At 58.8% G+C, this 18837-nt stretch carries 15 protein-coding genes and 1 pseudogene; 11 read left to right on the top strand and 5 right to left on the bottom strand.

Annotated features, from left to right (window positions below):
* Window positions 1-185 precede the first annotated feature (185 nt).
* Together AFIDRAFT_RS03590 and AFIDRAFT_RS03580 are read right to left on the bottom strand one after the other, a co-directional pair.
* Window positions 186-1288, bottom strand: a protein-coding gene (locus AFIDRAFT_RS03590) for an IS3 family transposase (RefSeq protein WP_156786837.1) whose coding sequence is annotated in 2 segments (ribosomal slippage) — window positions 186-1027 and window positions 1027-1288 — 1104 coding nt in all. Because the reading frame shifts where the segments join, the coding sequence is not laid out codon by codon here.
* 185 nt (window positions 1289-1473) lie between these two features.
* Window positions 1474-1974 (bottom strand): SRPBCC family protein, encoded by a 501-nt coding sequence (locus AFIDRAFT_RS03580; protein WP_009337728.1) that lies wholly within the window; start codon window positions 1972-1974, stop codon window positions 1474-1476.
* 347 nt (window positions 1975-2321) lie between these two features.
* Here AFIDRAFT_RS03580 and AFIDRAFT_RS03575 point away from each other — a divergent pair, with 347 nt between their 5' ends.
* The 3 genes and pseudogenes from AFIDRAFT_RS03575 to AFIDRAFT_RS20475 form a co-directional block, all read left to right on the top strand.
* Window positions 2322-2576, top strand: a complete 255-nt coding sequence (locus AFIDRAFT_RS03575) for a 6-pyruvoyl trahydropterin synthase family protein (protein ID WP_009337726.1) — start codon at window positions 2322-2324, stop codon at window positions 2574-2576.
* A gap of 431 nt (window positions 2577-3007) precedes the next feature.
* Window positions 3008-4288 (top strand): SulP family inorganic anion transporter, encoded by a 1281-nt coding sequence (locus AFIDRAFT_RS03570; protein ID WP_009337725.1) that lies wholly within the window; start codon window positions 3008-3010, stop codon window positions 4286-4288.
* 427 nt (window positions 4289-4715) lie between these two features.
* Window positions 4716-4951 (top strand): annotated as a pseudogene (locus AFIDRAFT_RS20475) (IS110 family transposase); the annotation flags it as partial.
* 276 nt (window positions 4952-5227) lie between these two features.
* On the opposite strand, the gene AFIDRAFT_RS03560 reads toward AFIDRAFT_RS20475, so the two are convergent.
* Window positions 5228-6007: an FCD domain-containing protein gene (locus AFIDRAFT_RS03560; RefSeq protein WP_009337721.1), complete on the bottom strand. Its 780-nt coding sequence runs from the start codon at window positions 6005-6007 to the stop codon at window positions 5228-5230.
* Window positions 6008-6189: 182 nt separating this feature from the next.
* Between AFIDRAFT_RS03560 and AFIDRAFT_RS03555 the strand changes: the two genes are divergently transcribed.
* From AFIDRAFT_RS03555 to glcF, 3 genes are read left to right on the top strand one after another with little or no spacing between them, the layout of a single operon-like run.
* Window positions 6190-7647 (top strand): FAD-linked oxidase C-terminal domain-containing protein, encoded by a 1458-nt coding sequence (locus AFIDRAFT_RS03555; protein ID WP_009337719.1) that lies wholly within the window; start codon window positions 6190-6192, stop codon window positions 7645-7647.
* Entirely contained in the window at window positions 7644-8801 is a 1158-nt protein-coding gene (glcE, locus tag AFIDRAFT_RS03550) for a glycolate oxidase subunit GlcE (RefSeq protein WP_009337717.1), read from the top strand. Before AFIDRAFT_RS03555 ends, glcE begins: the two co-directional genes overlap by 4 nt.
* A gap of 1 nt (window position 8802) precedes the next feature.
* The gene (gene glcF / locus AFIDRAFT_RS03545; RefSeq protein ID WP_009337715.1) at window positions 8803-10104 is read left to right on the top strand and encodes a glycolate oxidase subunit GlcF; all 1302 of its coding nucleotides are present in this window, start codon (window positions 8803-8805) and stop codon (window positions 10102-10104) included.
* A gap of 314 nt (window positions 10105-10418) precedes the next feature.
* On the opposite strand, the gene AFIDRAFT_RS03540 is transcribed toward glcF, so the two are convergent.
* The gene (locus tag AFIDRAFT_RS03540) at window positions 10419-11168 is read right to left on the bottom strand and encodes an enoyl-CoA hydratase/isomerase family protein (protein WP_009337713.1); all 750 of its coding nucleotides are present in this window, start codon (window positions 11166-11168) and stop codon (window positions 10419-10421) included.
* A 5-nt stretch (window positions 11169-11173) separates the two neighbouring features.
* Here AFIDRAFT_RS03540 and AFIDRAFT_RS03535 point away from each other — a divergent pair, with 5 nt between their 5' ends.
* The 3 genes from AFIDRAFT_RS03535 to AFIDRAFT_RS03525 all read left to right on the top strand — a co-directional run bounded on the left by AFIDRAFT_RS03535 (window position 11174) and on the right by AFIDRAFT_RS03525 (window position 14960).
* Window positions 11174-12550 carry a CaiB/BaiF CoA transferase family protein gene (locus AFIDRAFT_RS03535; protein ID WP_245258103.1) on the top strand — a complete coding sequence of 459 codons (1377 nt, stop codon included), beginning with the start codon at window positions 11174-11176 and terminating at the stop codon, window positions 12548-12550.
* A gap of 74 nt (window positions 12551-12624) precedes the next feature.
* Window positions 12625-13812, top strand: a complete 1188-nt coding sequence (locus AFIDRAFT_RS03530; RefSeq protein ID WP_009337711.1) for an acyl-CoA dehydrogenase family protein — start codon at window positions 12625-12627, stop codon at window positions 13810-13812.
* Entirely contained in the window at window positions 13809-14960 is a 1152-nt protein-coding gene (locus AFIDRAFT_RS03525) for a CaiB/BaiF CoA transferase family protein (protein ID WP_009337710.1), read from the top strand. The genes AFIDRAFT_RS03530 and AFIDRAFT_RS03525 overlap by 4 nt, the downstream gene beginning before the upstream one ends.
* Here the strand turns inward: AFIDRAFT_RS03525 and AFIDRAFT_RS03520 are convergent.
* A complete protein-coding gene (locus AFIDRAFT_RS03520; RefSeq protein WP_009337709.1) occupies window positions 14904-15881 on the bottom strand; it encodes a LysR substrate-binding domain-containing protein in 978 nt (325 codons plus the stop codon). The two genes, AFIDRAFT_RS03525 and AFIDRAFT_RS03520, sit on opposite strands and share 57 nt — an antisense overlap.
* A 397-nt stretch (window positions 15882-16278) precedes the next feature.
* Here AFIDRAFT_RS03520 and AFIDRAFT_RS03515 point away from each other — a divergent pair, with 397 nt between their 5' ends.
* Both AFIDRAFT_RS03515 and AFIDRAFT_RS03510 read left to right on the top strand, forming a co-directional pair.
* Window positions 16279-17496: a CaiB/BaiF CoA transferase family protein gene (locus AFIDRAFT_RS03515; protein ID WP_009337708.1), complete on the top strand. Its 1218-nt coding sequence runs from the start codon at window positions 16279-16281 to the stop codon at window positions 17494-17496.
* Window positions 17496-18836, top strand: coding sequence for an FAD-dependent oxidoreductase (locus AFIDRAFT_RS03510; RefSeq protein ID WP_009337707.1), 1341 nt, complete (start codon window positions 17496-17498; stop codon window positions 18834-18836). The genes AFIDRAFT_RS03515 and AFIDRAFT_RS03510 overlap by 1 nt, the downstream gene beginning before the upstream one ends.
* The last annotated feature ends 1 nt before the right edge of the window (window position 18837 follow it).

Below are 18837 nucleotides of genomic sequence, written 5' to 3'. Positions count from 1 at the left end.
GTGCACAGCACCCTCATCATAAGTTTTCACTTCCTAACTAATGTAAGCCACGGAGACTGCCAGTCTGCCGTCAGCCGAATCTTGGCCATTACTGGCATGCGCCAGTGATCTGCCCCCTTTGAAGTGGTCCTCCCTGAAGTATGGTTTTGATCTACTTGGAGCTGCCCCGTTTTGTGGTCCAGGCGCTAGGCAATTTCTCGGACTGTTGGAGTTTGTCGTGCGAACTCGTTCGGGGTCAAGTTACCGAGCGAGGTATGGGGTCTGTCGTTGTTATAGTGGCACCTCCATTCCTCGATCCGCTCGATGGCGTCGGCCATCGACAGGAACCATGAGGCATTCAGGCACTCGGCCCGGACGCGACCGTTGAAGGCCTCGCAAAACGCATTGTCCGTGGGCTTTCCGGGTCTCGAGAAGTCGATCTCGACGCCATTGTGGTACGCCCACTGGTCGAGCATCTTGCCAGCGAACTCCGGACCGTTGTCACAGCGAATGGTTTTTGGCTTACCACGCTCCCTGGTCAGCCGCTCAAGAACCTCGACGACCTGGAAGGCCCTGAAGTTTGCTCTCGGAACGATCGCAAGCGATTCTCGTGTGTGGCAGTCGACAACAGTCAAAAGCCGGAACGGTCGGCCATCGAACAAAGCGTCCGACATGAAGTCCATCGCCCAGCAATGGTTCGCGGCGCCGATTTCCGGCCGGCCAGAACGATAGCGCCACGCCCGCTTGCGCTTCGGCGTTTTAGTCCTGATCGACAGCCCTTCTTCACGATACAGTCGATAGGTACGTTTGTGGTTCAAGCGATAGCCTTCACGCAGCAGCAGAACGTGGAGACGCCGATAGCCGTAGCGCACCCGGCTGGCTGCCAGGTCCCTCAACCGAATGCGCAGCTCGGTTTGCGGATCGCCCCGCGGCTTGTAGCGCTGGGAGGAACGATGAAAGCCGGTCGTTTTGCAGGCCCGCCGCTCGCCAATATCGTAGACCTTTTGCAGATGGTGTACGATCTCGCGTCGGACAGCGGGCCTCACCATTTTTTTCGCAGGACATCCTGCAACATCGCCTTGTCCAGCGTCAGATCCGCAACCACGCGCTTCAGTTTTGCGTTCTCGTCCTCAAGCTGTTTCAGACGCCGGATCTCGGTCACCCCCATGCCGGCATAGACCTTTTTCCATCGGTAAAAGGTCGGCTCCGAAATCCCCATCTTCCGACAGATCTCCTCGATCGTCGTCCCGCTCTCAGCCTGCCTCAACGCAAAGGCAATCTGCTCCTCCGAAAACCGCTTCCGCTTCATGGCATCCACCCTCCACAGGGTTCACAATGCCCGAAAAAATTGCTCTCTACATGGACCAGTTTGTTGGGTCAGGGGCAGGCTCCCGGCTTATGACTCATATCGAATCTTTAGCCGCCTTTTGGATAAACTAGCTAATTTTTTTTATGCTGCTTTTGGGCATCCCCGGGTCACTGCCAGCATTTCCTTCATTTTTGTTGTAACGCCGCGTAAGCGCGCCGACGATCCAAAAAGTAATTGACAGGAAAGCGTATCGGAACGTTCTCGAGTGCCGCGGCAAGCATCTCGAGATGAGCATCGAAACCAGCGCATGCTTTGGCAATATCCTCTGTCACCGGCAACGATATGGTGAGTAGCAACTGGGTTTGCGTCTCGACGGCGCGGAGCTCCCAACGCAGCCGACGTTCAGGTTCATCGTCGTTGCTCCATGAATACGCAAGCAGAGATGGCGGATCAAACTCAAGAACGGTGCTGTCGATCACCGTCCCGCTGTCGGCAAAATCGATATGAACGACACCTCCCAAGCGCAAATCGATAGAGCCCGGCGCCAACCACTGCACGAGCGCCTGTGGCTCTGTCAGCATATGCCAAACCACATTCTGCTCATGGTCGAAAACACGTTTAATCTGCGCAACGAAACTATCGCCCAGGCATTTGATTGAGCCTATCCGAAGATCATTTTCTTCCATTGGCCCCTCGTTGCTAATGTCTGTCACAGGAGCCAATGGTTGATAAAGCCGCATTCCTGAGAAACGCAAACATTCGCTTTGGAATTCATCAGTACAGATGGGCAGGATAATTTCATCTAGAAATTCTTATGTAAATACTATTTTAAAATGACATGCAGCCTAACTGCTTTTGATCTCAAGCCAATGATCAGAATGATTCATCTCCCTAAGCGTCCAGCCTCATAAGCATCTCGGTATTAGATGAAAATTTCTCAAACGTTCAGATTTGAAGCTGCCCATTTCCTTCCCAACGTGCGGCCACGCATCATACCATAGGGGTAGGGCACTCGTACCGTATCGAGTTAACTTTGAAGAGGCGCGTTGATACCCGCACCGGTTTTGTAGTCGATTTTCTCGACATCGAGCAGGCTTTTAGTCCATTACTGAAAACGCTGGGTCATCATCAACCGAACGACGCAGGCGGTTTGAAGAACCCGACCACCGAGAACATTGCGATTTGGATTTGGGATCGGGCGAGCCCGAAACTTCCTCAGCTCTTCACCGTGAAGGTTTACGAAACTCCCGATTGTTGGGCCGAATACGACGGAATCGACGTCACCTAGTCACGTGACCGTGAGGGCGCCATGACCGATGATATTGTCGCTCGGATAAGGAAGCCCTTCGGGTCGTCATCGATCCGCGCTCGGACACAACATCGTCGATCTTGGCGTTATCTACGGAGTTGACGTGGCAGACGGTTAGGTTTGGGCGGCAACTCGCAGGTTCCGGGCGCGCGCTCCGTCGACGTGACAATAATATTCGGTCTGCTGTGGATGCCCTCGATTATCGCGCGAGAGGTGAGCGCATCGCTAGGATTTGCAGCGGCTCACTGAGAGTTGGCGCCAATTTGCGCTATGACAAGGTCGCGTCGGCATTATCGGATATCATAATCCTATCGACTCGAAGCTCGCGAGGCCAACCGTGCAAAAATTCAGCACCCCCGGACGCACGTGGCGTTTGGGGCCCGTACACTCACTCTAGTACTCAAAGACACATGCCCGACGGAACTTCCACCGCACATCTTTTTCATCCCAAGCTCTTCACCATGATCACCGAAGGCTACGGGCTCGCCGACCTTCGGCGAGATGCGATAGCCGGGCTGACGGTTGCCGTCGTAGCACTACCGCTCTCGATGGCGATTGCCGTGGCTTCCGGGGTAACGCCCGAACGCGGGCTCTTCACCGCCATCATCGGCGGCTTCCTCGTTTCCGCTTTGGGCGGCAGCCGGTATCAAATCGGTGGGCCGGCCGGCGCCTTCATCGTGCTGGTGGCCGCAACCGCAGCACAATTTGGCCTGAATGGTCTGCTCTTGACCGTTCTCGTCTCCGGCGTGCTGCTGATCCTGATCGGCGCGTCCGGACTCGGATCGCTGATCCGCCACATGCCGCATCCTGTGACTGTCGGCTTCACCTGCGGCATCGCCGGCACGATCTTCGCGAGCCAGATCCGAGACCTCTTCGGCCTCACCTTGGCGGGCGCGGAGCCAGGTCCCGTGGTACCTAAGCTCGTCGCGCTTGGTGCCGCGCTGCCGACCCTAAGCTGGGCAGCCGCCTGCATCGGGATCGGTACGTCCGCGATGATCTTCGCGCTGCGTCGCTGGCGGCCGAACTGGCCCGCGATGCTGATCGCTATCGCGCTGGCTTCCGTCGCCGCACTGGTATTCGGTCTGCCCGTCGAAACCATCGGTAGCCGCTTCGGCGAGATACCCGGCGGTCTGCCGGCGCCGCGCATGCCGCATGTTTCGCTCGACCTCTTGGTCCAGATCCTTCCGGCGGCCCTTTCGTTCACGTTGCTCGGCGGCGTAGAAAGCCTGCTGTCGGCCAAGGTCGCGGACGGCATGACCGGCCGCAAGCACCGCTCCAACATGGAACTGGTGGCGCAAGGCATCGCGAACGTTGCCTCCGCCGCCTTCGGCGGCATCAGCGTCACCGGCACCATCGCGCGAACCGCCACCAATATCCGTGCCGGCGCCGGGAGCCCGGTTTCCGGCATAATGCATGCCGCTTATTTGCTGCTCTTCATGGTGATCGCTGCCCCGTTGGCGCGTTACGTCCCGCTGGCTGCGCTTGCCGGAGTCCTGGTCGTCGTCTGCTGGTCCATGGCCGAGAAGGAGGAATTCGTGCGGTTGGCGAAGGACTGGCGTAGCGCCTTGGTGCTCGTTCCGACGTTCGCACTGACGCTCCTCGAGGACCTCACCTTCGGCATCGTTGCAGGCTGTGTGCTCGCCGTATTATTGGCCTGGCTCGGCAGTCCCCAGGAGGAGGAAGACGCCTAGCCGGGCACGTGCTGCGGAACGAGGGTCGCTGATCGGACGAACGTCATCCGTCAAGGCGGCGCTCGCCGCATCGAAGACTAGGATCTCCTGACATCCGAATTATCATCTGCAAGGCTTCCCCCGCTCTTGAGGTGCTGGTCCGCAAAATTGCGAAATCCAAGATGCGCTACGGAAGGCTAATATATTCTGCAGCACCGGGGCTGGCGTTTTTATCGCTCCCGACGTCTGGCGCGTGCGCATTCGCCTGCTCTAGCTTGACAGCAGCGAAGGAAGGGACGCGGCATATCGAGTGACGCGCATCACGAGATGTGCCCGCCAACGAGGCGGGACAGGCTTATCTCGAATTGGTGATCCGCCAGCACTTCGCGTGGCATCAACCAAGCGAAACGCTGCAAGGCCTCAAGCGACTTGACCGGACCACTCCGTGGGGCCAGTCAACTGGACAGGCCGCATCACCAAACAGGTGATGGTATGGTGCGCAAGCTGCTCTACGAAGCCGCCAACTCGATCCTTACGCGCAGTCGTGGCAGCTTCGCCCTCAAGGGGTGAGCCATGAAGATTGCCAAACGGCGAGGTCTGAGAAAGGCGCGCGTGGCGCTTGCCCGCCGCCTCGCTGTCATCATGCACGCCATGCTGCGTGACGGCACTTTGTTTGAAGCCTGAGGTGAGGTAGCATCCGTTTGCCAACGGTGAAGCCTGAAAGCTGATCCGAGGGCGGTGTCCCGAGAGGGAACGCAGGGACGAACGATCTGCGAAGGTTACCGGATGGGCCAATGAGCCCACTTCGAGTCAATGCAACGTTCGGCTTTGTGAAACCCGATACAGCCCGGTCGCTGCTTGCAGCCATCAGTGCGGACAGATCCTTGAAACCCTCAAGGGAAACACCGCCAAGCTCCGCAAATTACAGATCCGGACCCTAGTATGCAGGCGAGCATTGCGTTAATGGCCGGTCTTTCGATTGCTTAGTCCGCCGCCCTCGAGCCTGCGCAAGGAAATGCCGAGCTTGGCCTCTGCTTCGCGGATCTCTCGCGTCGCGCTGCGAAGGTAAGCGAGATGTGTATGGGCAGCGATGCGAGCTGCATCCGCGTTTCGCTCGAGAATGGCAGTTCCAATGGCACGATGTTGGTCGCGGAGCAGGTCGCGTGTATACGGAAGCGTAAATAGACGCTGGCGATTGAGCAGGACATCGTCTCTTAACTTGCCCGACAGCGCCCGCATGATCTGCAAGATGACCACGTTGTGACTGGCTTCATAGATGGCCATGTGGAGTTCGGCATCTGCAGTGGCTTCTTCCGCTGGATTACCTTTCTCATAGGAATGATTGATCCGGTCAAGGCATTCCCGCACATTATTTAGATCGATCTCGTTGGCGCGTTCCGCCGCCATTGCGGCTGCAGAACTTTCCACCACGTCGCGAAACTCAAGATAGTCATCGGCCACTTCGACTTTTTTTAAGAGCATCTCGATTAACGGATCTGAAATCGCCGTCGCACCGAGCTGTGCGACCCTAAGTCCTCTTCCTTCCTTTCCCGCCAGAAGACCTCGGTCTTCCAGAATCTTTAGCCCGTCGCGAAGTGTGGGGCGGGACAGATCCAACCTTTCGGCCAGTTCCCGCTCAGGCAACAACGCGTCCCCCGGTCGAAGCGAGCCTTCCAGGATAAGACCTTCAATGTGCTTGGCGACGAGGTCAGCCGCGCGTTCGGCCTTGATTGTCTTCATGATCTCTTTCGTGGGTGCTTACCGGCCATTATGGACCGGTTATCTCTTTGCAACCATAACAGAAAGACGGTCATTATAATTTCCAATTGACAAATTTGGTAAAAAATATTACCAAATAGTCAGGCCACTGTTGCTTGCCGCTCATCGTCGCTCTCTTAATTTTGCATCCAGGAGCAATCGGGATGTCCACAATATCGATGCCAGATCCCGATAAAGCCATTTTGGCTCGGGCACCTGACATCGTTGCAGCACTGCGCGCAGCGTTGCCTGCCGATGCCGTGCTTGCCGATCCGGCGGAAACCTGTGCCTACGAATGTGATGCTTTGACCGCGTACCGTTGCCCGCCGCTTGCGGTGGTGTTGCCGCGTACAACGGCCGAGGTCGCCATCGCTTTGCGGATTTGTCATCAGCATGGCGTGCCTGTCATTCCAAGAGGGGCAGGGACTTCGCTTGCCGGCGGTGCGCTACCAACGGCGGATAGTATTGTTATCGGCACCATGCGGCTGCGCGACTTCCTTGAGATCGATACGGCCAATCGTTTCATTCGTGTCCAAACGGGCGTGACAAACCTCTCTGTCAGCGCCGAACTCGAGCCGCACGGCTTCTTCTATGCGCCCGATCCTTCGTCGCAACTCGCCTGTACCATCGCCGGCAATATCGCGATGAACTCCGGTGGTGCGCATTGCCTCAAATATGGTGTGACGACCAACAATCTGATGGGCGTGCGGATGGTCCTGGTCACTGGTGACATCGTCGATGTCGGTGGGCCTGAGTTTGGTATGGCGGGCCTTGATCTTCTCGGCCTCATCTGCGGCTCGGAAGGACAGCTTGCGATCGTGACTGAAGCCACTCTTCGTATCGTGCCGAAGCCCGAAGGAGCACGGCCGATGCTGATTGGCTTCGACAGTGCAGAAGTTGCAGGCGAATGCGTTGCGCGGATTATCCGTTCCGGTCTGTTGCCGGTGGCGATCGAATATATGGACGACGTCTGTCTGCGCGCCGTGGAGTCCTTCGCCAAGGCTGGGTATCCCGATTGCGCCGCGGTGCTGATCGTGGAAGTCGAGGGGGCCGAGGCGGAAATTACGGATCAGATCGAACGCATCCGTTCGATTGCGGCTGAACTCAAGCCGGTCGAGTTCCGTAGCAGCCGCAACGCCGGCGAGGCTTTGGCGATCTGGAAAGGACGCAAGGCCGCCTTCGGCGCTATGGGGCGGCTTGGTGACTATCTTTGCCTCGATGGCACCGTGCCTGTGTCAAAACTCCCATACACGCTGAAGCGCATTGGTGAGTTGTCGCAGCAATGTGGTCTGGAAGTCGCTAATGTCTTTCATGCCGGCGACGGCAACATGCACCCGCTCATCCTTTTCAACGCCAACGCGCCGGGCGAGCTCGAACGCGCCGAGGCGTTCGGTAATGATATTCTGCGGCTCTGTGTCGATGTCGGGGGATGTCTTTCCGGGGAGCACGGCATCGGCATCGAGAAACGTGATCTGATGACGAAGCAGTTCGCGGAAGACGACCTTGCCATTCAGATGGAAATCAAGGACGCATTCGACCCGACGTGGCTGCTCAACCCCGCCAAAGTATTCCCACTTGAAATGAGCCGTCGTCACTGCGATCGAAGGGCGGCATCTCGATGAGTTGGGATCGCGAGACAGTGGCGCAGCGAGCGAGTGGTATTCCGCCAGCGACGGAAAACGAACTCGCGGCCCTTGTTGCCGATTGCCGTTCAAAGTCAGAAAGTCTCTGTATTGCGGGCGGTCGCACGCGCCTGGAGGCCAATACCATTCGTGCGCATCATCAGTTGAGCACCGCAGCTCTGACCGGTGTCATCGAGTACGAACCTGGTGAACTTACGATCATCGCACGTGCTGGAACGCCGATGACGGAGATCGAAGCGCTGCTATCCACCCAAGGTCAGCAATTGACCTTCGAGCCGATGGATAGCCGGAGCCTGTTAGGCTCGAGCGGTTCCTCAACGATCGGCGGCGTGGTCGCTACGAACGCGTCTGGCCCTCGCCGTGTTATTGCAGGCGCCTGCCGTGATCACCTCCTTGGCGTACGATTCGTTGATGGCGCCGGCCGCATTTTAAAGAGCGGTGGTCGCGTGATGAAGAATGTCACCGGTCTCGATCTTGGCAAGTTGCTTTGCGGCTCGTACGGAACGCTCGGCATTTTAACGGAAGTTGCACTCAAAACGCTTCCGGTTGCTCCTTGTCAGGAGACTATAGCTTTTCACGAAGTTAACGCCACAGTGGCTGTTGAGCTGTTTGCCAAGGCTCTCGCGACACCGTTCGAGGTTTCCGGTGCGGCTTTCCATGCAAATACTGCCTGGTTGAGACTCGAGGGTCTGGAGAGGCAAGTCAGCTATCGACGTGATCGGGTCCAGGCCTTGTTTGGCGGGCGCAAGACCGAGATCCTTCTCGAGGACAAAAGCCGTTCGCTTTGGCGCAGACTGCGCGACGCTGAACATTTTTCCGGCCTCGATTCACCGCTCTGGCGGATACTCGTCAAGCCGTCTGATGCCCCGATGACTGTCGCAGCGCTGGAGAGCCTGGGAGGGAGCGCCTCCATCGATTGGGGCGGTGGCTTGATTTGGTATACGGGCCATGCGGAGGGCGACCGTGTCCGTGCCGCACTCCCGGCCGGGCACGCGACTCTCGTACGTCGCGGCGGCCTTGTTGCGTCAGATATGTTTCAGCCAGCATCTGCTCCCATTGCGTCCCTATCGGCCGCCTTGCGTCGAACCTTCGATCCGGCAGGTATCTTGAATCCGGGGCTGATGGGGACCTGATATGCAGACGAACTTCAGTGACGCTCAATTGAGGGACCCCGCGACAGCGCGTTCAAACGAGATCTTAAGATCGTGCGTTCATTGCGGCTTCTGCACGGCGACCTGTCCAACCTATAAGGTGCTGGGCGACGAACTCGATAGTCCGCGCGGACGCATCTACCTGATCAAGGATATGCTCGAGAACAACAAGGTTCCCGATGCAACCACAGTGCTGCACATTGATCGCTGCCTGAGCTGTCTTTCTTGCATGACGACATGTCCCTCCGGCGTGCATTATATGCATCTTGTCGATCACGCGCGGGAGTATATCGAGCAAAACTACAAGCGGCGTTGGGACGAACGGGTTTTGCGCTGGCTGTTGTCTAGAATACTCCCGTACCCGAATCGATTTCGTCTTGCGTTAACGGCTGCCCGACTGGTTCGGCCGCTTCGCAATCTGCTTCCAGATGAACGATTGCGCGCCATGCTCGAAATGGCGCCGTCTCGTACTCCCGGTAGAAGCAGGAGCGATCGCCCGCAGAGTTTTCCATCCGCAGTTCCGCGACGTAGACGTGTGGCTCTGCTCACGGGCTGTGCCCAGCGCGCACTCAATCCCGACATCAATGAAGCCACGATCCGCTTGCTACAGCGTCATGGCTGTGAGGTTGTTATCCCGAAAGGCATTGGGTGCTGTGGTGCGTTGGTTCATCACATGGGTAAAGCGGACGAAAGCCATGCTTTTGCCGCGGCCAATATTCGGGCAATCATCGCTGAGCTCGATGGTGGCGGCCTCGATGCCGTCGTTATTAATACGTCGGGTTGTGGCACCACCGTCAAAGATTATGGGCATATGTTTCGCAATGACGCGCTGGCGGCCGATTCTGCGCGCGTTGCAGCGCTTGCGAAGGATGTCAGTGAAGTCATGGCGGAGATCGGGTTGCTAAACCCCTCGCGTGCGAAACCGCTGCGCGTTGCCTATCATGCGGCCTGCTCGTTGCAGCATGGTCAGCAAATCCGCTCGGCACCGAAGGACTTGCTCAAGGCGGCTGGCTTCGTGGTTCTCGAGCCGAAGGATAGCCACATTTGTTGTGGTTCGGCGGGTGTCTACAATTTAATGCAGCCGGCGATCTCGACCAAACTTAAAGATCGAAAAGTCACAAACCTTGAGATGATCGACCCAGACGTGATCAGTGCAGGCAATATCGGATGCATGATGCAAATTGGTTCGGGTACGCAAGTCCCGGTGGTGCATACTGCAGAACTGCTGGATTGGGCGACTGGGGGACCGATGCCGCCTGCCTTGATTCACACGAGCTATCCTTAATCGGCTTGCCGCGAACAATGGCGGCAAGCCATGCCGTGGAAATTCTGTTTGGATGTAAGCTCCAAGTCTTTGTGGATATGAGAAGGCTCATATTCGAGGGGTAATGATTCTATTTCTTGTTCAGTGCGACGCGGCGGGCACATAACCATCGCCGGCCAGAACGCTAGCGATTAGCCCTGTCGCAACGGGGCTTGGACCGAATCGCTTCAGTATGCCGCGAAGATGGACTGCTTCCGCAAGTCGTGGTTCGGATTAGAATCAACGCCATAGCTGCGTTCACCGAGGAGGTAACGCACGCAGAATTCTGCGAAGGATTACCCTTTCGCGAACCGACCGATCTGCGCTTGATAGGTTGGTTCCCTGTGGCAGGTGTCCGAGATCAGTGCGTGCAAGTTTGACGCAAGACGCCCGTCGATATCGTTGGTGAGCGCTAGCTTGAGATAACGGAGAGCCTCACGAGGCCGCTCCGCGATCTGTCTGGCGATCGCTAGCGCCTCGGACAGCAACGCCTCGGCCTCCATAACTTTCGTAATTGCTCCGATGGAGAGTGCTTCGTTTTCATCGAAGCGGCGGCCAGTCAACATCAGTTCGGCTGCGCGTCCTTGGCCGATCAACTTCGGCAGACGTTGGATCGCGCCGAAGGCGGGTACAGCGCCGAGCGCGATTTCCGGCAAGCCGAAAACCGTTCCGGTGCTGGCGATGCGAATATCGCAGGCAAGCGAGAGTTCAAATCCACCACCCAACACGTAGCCGTGCAGGGCAACGACCGAGGGGATCGGCGATCGCGCAAGCCGATCGAGCGTTGACCAGGCTTTTTCGACGAAACGCCGCTTCTCCGCACCGGTGAGCCGCTTCACGGTGTCGAGGTCAGCGCCGGCGCAGAAGGCCTTTGCACCTTCGCCGGAAATAACCATCGCGCCTTGTGTGCCGCTTTGCTCCACGCGCGCGATCTCGACGAGAAACGCATCAAACGTCGCCTCATCGAGCGCGTTGAGAACCTTCGGGCGGTTGAGCTTGAGATGCGTGACGGAGCCGATATCGGCGACGGCGAGGGGCGAGGACATTCTGCTTGTTCCGCATTGCTAAAGATAGAGAGCGTGATGCGCTCACGGTAAGGGTGGAATGTCGCCGTGTACGAACTACAAAAACTCAACCAACACGGATTTTTTGTTGTTTGCCGCTCTCGCTCGCGACTGGAAATCTGTTGCAGCCCGATCCCCGGTTCAGCATGGCCGTCGAGGTGCGGTGCTGGAGGAAGATAATGAAACCTTTGGCAGGTTTGAAGGTTCTAGATTTAACCCGGTTCTTCGCCGGACCGTTCTGCACGATGCTTCTTGGTGATCACGGTGCCGATGTCGTGAAGGTCGAATCGCCTGGCAGCGGCGACCAGACACGTCGTCAGGGCCCTCCGTTCAAAGCAGAGAACGGCATGACCTTCTTCGCCGGCAATCGCAACAAACGCTCGCTCGTGCTCGATGCCAAAACCGAAGAAGGCCGTGATCTTCTTTATCAGTTGGCGTGTCGCGCCGACGTTGTCGTAGAGAACTTCCGTCCGCCGGTCCTGAAGCGTCTCGGCATCGATTACGAGCGGGTCTCAGCCGCAAACCCCGGCGTGATCTACGCATCGCTCTCTGCACTAGGACCTGATGGCCCGCAGGGGGACCGCGGCGGGTTCGACATTACCGTTCAGGCCGAATTCGGCTTCATGAGCATCAGCGGCGAGAAGAACGGCAAGTCGATCAAGCAGGGTACCTCGGTGTTTGACCTCGTCACCGGTCTTTACGCCTATAGCGGCATCGTCACGGCTCTATTGCAGCGCAAGGAAACTGGGCGCGGCCAGCGTGTCGAGACAAGTCTGATGGAATCTCAGGTGAGCTTCCTTGTCGATGCGGCGATGGAGTATCTGATTGCCGGCAAGGTACGCGAGAAGTGGGGCTCCGAGCACTCGCAGATCGTGCCTTACAAGGTATTTTCAACCCGCGACGGCGAAGTGGTGATCGGTGCTGGCTACCAGACGGTGTACGAGCCATTCGTCCGGGCTATCGGGCGGGAAGATCTCATCACCGACCCACGCTTCGCCACGCTTGCTGTGCGTGTCGAGAACCGCGACGAGATGTATCGCGTTCTCGATGCGGAGATCGCGAAATATACAAATGCCGAAATCATTGCGCTGCTCGACAAGGGAACCGTGCCGAATGCGCCGGTGAACAACGTGGCGCAGGTGTTCAGCCACCCGCAGCTGTTGCATCGCAAGATGCTGCTGTCGCTCGATCACCCGCAATACGGTTCAGTACCGACGATCGGCTCGGCGGTGAAATATTCCGGCTTCGATGTTGCGGAGGGCTGGCGCGCGCCGCCACTCCTCAACGAGGGCGCAGAAAGCGTGCTCGAGGATTGGCTCGGCAAGAGCGAACCCCGCAAGGCTGCGCACGCGGCCAGACCCTGACGCAAGCCGCTATAGCCTGCCTCCCGCGCGACGGCGGGCTTTGACTTCACCAGATACTTCAATGGACAAGAATCATGGATTTTGAAATAGCAGAAGAAGACAAGATGGTCGTCGAAAGCCTCAAGCGCTGCGTCGAAGCCGAAGTGCTGCTGCTCATCAAGGACAAGTGCGACAAGGCGTTTTCGCCTGAACTCGCGCATCAACTCATGAGCATTCTCAATCCGTATGGTATCGGCGCAGGCTGGCTGCCCGAAGATGCCGGCGGCATGGGCCTGAGTTATCTCACAAGCGGAATGCTCTACGGCGAATTGGCGCGGCTCGTGCCGGACGTCGCGGGTCTTGCCTATGTCAGCGAGGGCGCTGCGATGAAGATCTATCGTTGCGGCACGGCCGAGCAGAAGGCGCGCTATCTGCCAGGCATGGCGGAGGGCCGCATCATCGGCTGCGGCGCGGTGACGGAACCTGGCACCGGCTCCAACGTCCGTCAGTTGCGGACCAGAGCGGTGCGCGACGGCGATGGCTGGCGGCTTAGCGGCGAGAAGATGTTCATCTCCAATGCAACCGTTGCCGATATTTCGACCGTGCTTGCCCGGACCGGCGAGAACGAGTTCGGAATCTTCATTCTCGATCGCTCCGTTCACAAATTCGAATCTGGAGAGCTTGAGAAGCTCGGCCTGAACGGCTGGTCGTTCGGCTCAATCACGCTGGACAATGTCTACATCGGCGACGAATTCCGTCTTGGTGATGGCGCGTCGGGGCTGTCTGAAGCGATGTCGGGTTTCGAGCGCGCTCGCGCCTGGGTGGCAGTCATCAGTTCTGGCATTGCGCGCGCGGCGCTCGACGATGCGATCCGCTATGCGACCGAGCGTGACCAGTTCGGTGTGCCGATCGCAGCACATCAGCTCGTGCAGAAATTGCTGGCCGATATGGCCTGCGAGACCGAGGCGATGCAGCTCCTCACCTACAAGGCGCTTGCGGCACTCGATGCGGGCGGGCGCTGCGATCTGCCGACCTCGATGGCGAAGGTCTATGCGTCCGAGGCAGCGGTGCGGGTAGCGTCCCGTGCAATTCAGGTTCACGGCGCCTGTGGCGTGACGCGCGAATTTCCGGTTGAGCGCCACTTCCGCAACGCGCGGATGCTCACCATCCCCGATGGCACTACGCAGATTAATCAGCTCATCATCGGGCGTGAGCTTACCGAGATCCCCGCGTTCCTCGGCGCGGCAGGCCGCAAGACCAAGCCGCGGTCGGCTGCGGCATGAGCGAGCGCAAAGGGCCGCTCGCTGGCGTGAGGTTTATCGAGATGCCGGCCATCGGCCCCGGGCCGATGTGCGGCATGTTGCTCGCCGATCTCGGCGCCGACGTGCTGCGTATCGAGCGGCCGGAACGTGCCGACATCGGCATTGAGCGGCCGCTCGAGACCAACTTCATTATGCGCGGTCGCACCACCATCAAGCTTGATCTGAAGAAGCCTGAAGGTGTCACGCTCGTCCTTCGCCTCCTCCGTGAGGCGGATGGCCTGATCGAAGGATTCCGGCCTGGTGTGATGGAACGGCTGGGGCTCGGGCCCGAGCCCTGCCTTGCGGCTAATCCGCAATTGGTCTACGGCCGCATCACCGGCTGGGGACAGAGCGGGCCACTTGCGAAGACAGCGGGGCACGACCTCAATTATATCGCCCTTACCGGTGCGCTCCATGCCATGGGTCGCAAGGGCGGAGCGCCGCCCGTTCCGCTCAACCTGATCGGCGATTTCGGCGGCGGCGCGTTGTTCCTCGCGCTCGGCCTGCTTGCTGGAATTTTAGAGGCGCGGCAATCGGGTAAGGGGCAGGTAGTTGATGCCGCGATCGTCGATGGCGTCGCCGCGATGCTGACCTCGATCAACGGCCTCATGGCCTGTGGTGTGTCCTCGCAGGAGCGTGGCACAAATATTCTGGATTCCGGCGCTTACTTTTACGACACCTATCAATGCGCCGATGGGGGCTATGTTGCGGTTGGCCCTATCGAGAAGCGGTTTCACGCGCTGTTTCTCGAAAAGCTCGGCCTTAGTGTGACGGAGATGTCAGCACAGGACGATCAGGCGCGATGGTCGCAAGGACGCGAGCGCCTGCGGAGGATATTTCTTGCTCGCCCGCGTGACGAATGGGCGGCGCTGTTTGCCGGAACCGATGCATGCGTGACGCCGGTACTGTCACTCCAGGAATCGTTTTTCGATCCGCACATGACAGCGCGTGGGTCGTATATCGATGTCGCGGGCTATCGTCAGGCTGCGCCCGCGCCGCGCTTCAGCCGGAGCGTCCCGGATTCTCCCGCGCCGCCCGCGCCCGCGCGCGGTGCGGATGCCTTGTCAGGCTGGCTAACTGAGGCCGAGTGCCGTGCTTTGCGCGAAACTGGAACGATCGTTTATCCCTGAGGGTAGCAACGCTGCGGCCTTCTCCGGCTCGGGTTTGGAGTTCACTTCGCTCAACAGCCATTTACGGAATGGCTGGAAGAACGGATGCATTTCAGTCGAGGCCGGCCGGATCAGGTGGAAGGGGCAGGACGCAGGCTTACTGTCAGGGAAAGCGATGGTGAGGCTTCCCGCACCGAACTCGCGCTGCAACAACTCCTCCAGGCCGATCGCGATGCCGCCGCCCGCGATCGCCGCCTCATACATCAGCTTCGAGCTTTCAAAGCGCTGGCCGCGGAACGGATCGATCCGCGTATTGCCGTTTGCTTCCGCCCATCGTTGCCAATCGTTCGGGCGTGTTTCGGAGTGGAGCAGACTGTGACCCCACTCGTCATCGTCGGATGTTAGTGTGGTAGCAGGCAGATAGTTCGGGCTGCACACCGGGACCAGATTTGTCATGAAAAGTTTTTCGCTCATGCGCGGGCCGTACTCGAGACGATCACTCAGGATCGCGGCATCGATGCCCGATTTCTCGAAATCAATCTCGTGCGTATGTGTGGTCACGAACTTGAGTTCGAGGTCGGTAGACTCGCGCGCGAATTTCGACCAGCGCGGAATCAACCAGTCGATGATGAAAGTCGGATAGGCGCAGACGACGAGCGGACGATGCGCGCGCTGTGCCGCGAGGTTCTGTGTCGCGAGTGCGATCTGATCAAATACATTGCCGAGATGCGCGAGATAATACTGCCCGTCTTTGGTCAGCGTGATTTGGCGATGCGAGCGATGAAACAGTGCGCAGCCGAGATGATCCTCGAGTGACTTGATGCTGCGGCTGACGGCGGCGGGCGTGACAAACAGCTCCGCCGCAGCGTCGTTGAAACTGCCAACGCGAGCGGCGGTCACGAATGTACGCAACGCATTCAAAGGTGGCAGTCGCGAGTCCACTTGTAAGGCCCTCACGCAACAAAAACTCAACCGAACGATAAGTATTAGTCGTTTGTCAGTCAAGCATCGCCTTGGAAGTATCCTTATAGGGTCAGTTAAGTAGCGTCTCGTGTTAGCGGTCCGGTGTATCGGCTTATCACGCGGAGGAACTTCAAGTGGCGCGGCGCGATATGGCGTTCTATTTAGGCTTGGCAGTCGCGTTGTGGGGCACTACGTCTCGTTTGATCTGCCGCAACGTTTTCGACTGCGGCCAATTGCTCCTTTCACATATCACTGACATGCGCGCGCAAGACCAAACTGGTTGTAATGCGAGTGCGTTCGTTCTTACACGCGGAGCGATGGGTTGCTCTGGTATCGTGCATACCAGAGCGCCTTACCGGTCATCTGGAGCACATGCATGAAGCAGCCGCTCGAAGGTATCAGGGTTCTCGATCTTTCGCGCATCCTTGCGGGGCCGAGCTGCACGCAGATTCTCGGCGATCTCGGTGCTGACGTGATTAAGATCGAGCGACCGGGTGTGGGCGACGATACGCGAAGCTGGGGGCCTCCGTTCCTAACGGACGAGAACGGTGAGCCCACTCGCGAGAGTGCATACTTCCTTTCCATCAACCGCAACAAGCGCTCGGTAACGGTCGATATCACCACCGACGACGGTAAGGCGATTCTCTATGACCTGATCGAGAAGAGTGACGTGCTAGTTGAGAACTTCAAAGTCGGCGATCTCGACAAACGCGGCTTTGGCTGGGAGGAGGTTCACGCGAAGGCGCCTTCGCTCGTTTACTGCTCAATCACCGGATACGGGCAGGACGGTCCCTACGCGCCACAACCCGGTTATGATTTCATCATTCAGGGCATGGGCGGTTTGATGAGCATCACTGGCGAGCCGGATGGTGAGCCGATGAAGGTTGCAGTGCCGATCGCCGATATCATGTCGGGCATGTACGCGACCGTCTCGATTCTCGCCGCGCTACGCGAGCGGGAGAAGGAAGGCATCGGCCGCCGGATCGATATCTCGCTGCTCGATTGCCAGGTTGCTTGGCTTTACAATCAGGTCTCGAATTTCCTGGTCGATGGTTTGGAGCCAAAACGCTTCGGCAACGCGCATCCCAACATCGTGCCGTATCAGACCTTCGCCACGGCGGACGGTCACGTTAATCTCGGCGTCGGCAACGATCCGCAGTTCTTCCGCTTCTGTAGTCTGATCGAGCGGCCGGACCTGCGGCTCGATCCACGCTTTGCCACCAACACGCTGCGTCTCAAGCACCGCAAGGAGCTCATCACGGAGATCAGTGCGGCCTTTGCGAAGCGCACCTCGGCGCACTGGCTCAGCCTGTGCCGGCAAGAACAGGTGCCGTGCGGCCCGATCCATACGATCCCCGAGGTGTTTGAGGACCCGCAGGTGAAAGCACGTGGTGTACTCGCGGAGGTTAAACACTCCGCAACGGGGAAAAATCCTATCCGCCTTCTGCGGTCGCCGATCCGGATGTCCGGCGTCGAACTCGGCATTCGCAGCGCCCCGCCGATGCTCGGCGAGCACACCAATGAAGTGCTCGGCAACGATCTTGGTTATTCCGATGCTAAGATCGCCGCCCTGCACGATAAGGGGGTGGTGTGATGTCGCCCCGCTGCCATACCGTTGGCCGTCTCGCGCGCGAAGTGGAAGTGCTTTGCGAGGTGGACGTCGTGGTGGCAGGCGGCGGCGCGGCCGGCGTGGCGGCTGCGGTGTGCGCGGCAAGGGCAGGCGCGTCCGTAGTGCTGCTTGAGCGCAACGGTTTTCTCGGTGGCACGATGACGTCAACGTCGCTAGGCGGCGTCTGCGGGCTTTATTCTTTGATCGACGGCGCGCCGGTGCAGATGGTGCACGGCTTTGCCGAAGAGGTGCGGGGCAGGCTCGAACACGCAGGCGGCAGCCGCGGCGCGTTGCCTTGGCTGCAGACGGCGTCGCTGCCTTATGACCTCTTCATCATGAAATCCGTGCTTGACGATCTCGCTGAGGCGCCGCGCCTCACCGTGCTTTATCAAGCGCGGCTCGTCGAGGCGGGCGTGGAAGGCGGCCGCATCCGCCATGTGATCGTGCGCGGACGGGGTGGGCTGTTTGCCATACGCGCCAATGCGTTCATCGATTGCACGGGCGACGGCGAACTCGCGGACATGGCCGGTGCTGCAACCGAATACGACCAGGCATCGCTGCAGTTTCCGACCGCCATGTTCCGTATGGGTGGCGTCGATACCACTGTTGCGATGAAGGTTCCGCGCGACGAAATGCACCGGCTGCTAGAGCAGGCAGTGGCGGACGGCTACGACCTGCCGCGTACGGCGGGTGGGATTTATTCAGTACGCGACGGCATCGTTCACCTCAACATCACCAAGGTGAAGGTCGAAGGTCATACCCCCGATACGTTCGATCCGTTTGAGCTGAGCGAGGCCGAGCGCGAGGGGCGCCGCCAGGCACGACTTTATCTCGAGATATTCCGTCGTTACGTTCCTGGCTACGCCAACGCCTATATTCTCGACACCGGCGCTGAGCTCGGCATCCGCGAGACCCGCCGCATCGTTGGCCCGCATGTTCTCACCTCCGACGATGTGCTGAAAGAGCGGAAGTTCGACGATGCGATCGCTGCGAATTGCTGGCCAATTGAGGATCACGGCGGCGGACGCTCGACGCGCTGGGTCTGGCTTAGTCCTGGTGGTTACAATCACATTCCGTACCGTGCGCTGTTGCCGATAGGTGTGCGCAATCTCCTGGTCGCTGGCCGGTGCCTGTCGTCGACGCACGAGGCGCAGGCCGCCGTTCGCGTCACCGCGAACTGTTTCTCGACCGGGCAGGCCGCTGGCCTTGCGGCCGTGATGGCCGGGAGCGGCGATATGGCTTCAGTCGATATCAAACCATTGCAAGCGGTATTAAAGGCAAGCGGCGTCAGCCTGACGCCGATGCCAAAAAAAGCTCACGCGTAAG

The organism is Afipia sp. 1NLS2, from assembly GCF_000178995.1.
Taxonomy (GTDB): domain Bacteria; phylum Pseudomonadota; class Alphaproteobacteria; order Rhizobiales; family Xanthobacteraceae; genus Afipia.
This window is presented reverse-complemented; position numbering and strand designations above follow the sequence as displayed.

Bases quoted from the DNA above. Each gene is read 5' to 3' on its own strand.
- AFIDRAFT_RS03580 (WP_009337728.1), bottom strand. From the start codon at position 1,974: ATGGAAGAAAATGATCTTCGGATAGGCTCAATCAAATGCCTGGGCGAT.
- AFIDRAFT_RS03570 (WP_009337725.1), top strand. From the start codon at position 3,008: ATGCCCGACGGAACTTCCACCGCACATCTTTTTCATCCCAAGCTCTTC.
- AFIDRAFT_RS03560 (WP_009337721.1), bottom strand. From the start codon at position 6,007: ATGAAGACAATCAAGGCCGAACGCGCGGCTGACCTCGTCGCCAAGCAC.
- AFIDRAFT_RS03555 (WP_009337719.1), top strand. From the start codon at position 6,190: ATGTCCACAATATCGATGCCAGATCCCGATAAAGCCATTTTGGCTCGG.
- glcE (WP_009337717.1), top strand. From the start codon at position 7,644: ATGAGTTGGGATCGCGAGACAGTGGCGCAGCGAGCGAGTGGTATTCCG.
- glcF (WP_009337715.1), top strand. From the start codon at position 8,803: ATGCAGACGAACTTCAGTGACGCTCAATTGAGGGACCCCGCGACAGCG.
- AFIDRAFT_RS03540 (WP_009337713.1), bottom strand. From the start codon at position 11,168: ATGTCCTCGCCCCTCGCCGTCGCCGATATCGGCTCCGTCACGCATCTC.
- AFIDRAFT_RS03530 (WP_009337711.1), top strand. From the start codon at position 12,625: ATGGATTTTGAAATAGCAGAAGAAGACAAGATGGTCGTCGAAAGCCTC.
- AFIDRAFT_RS03525 (WP_009337710.1), top strand. From the start codon at position 13,809: ATGAGCGAGCGCAAAGGGCCGCTCGCTGGCGTGAGGTTTATCGAGATG.
- AFIDRAFT_RS03515 (WP_009337708.1), top strand. From the start codon at position 16,279: ATGAAGCAGCCGCTCGAAGGTATCAGGGTTCTCGATCTTTCGCGCATC.
- AFIDRAFT_RS03510 (WP_009337707.1), top strand. From the start codon at position 17,496: ATGTCGCCCCGCTGCCATACCGTTGGCCGTCTCGCGCGCGAAGTGGAA.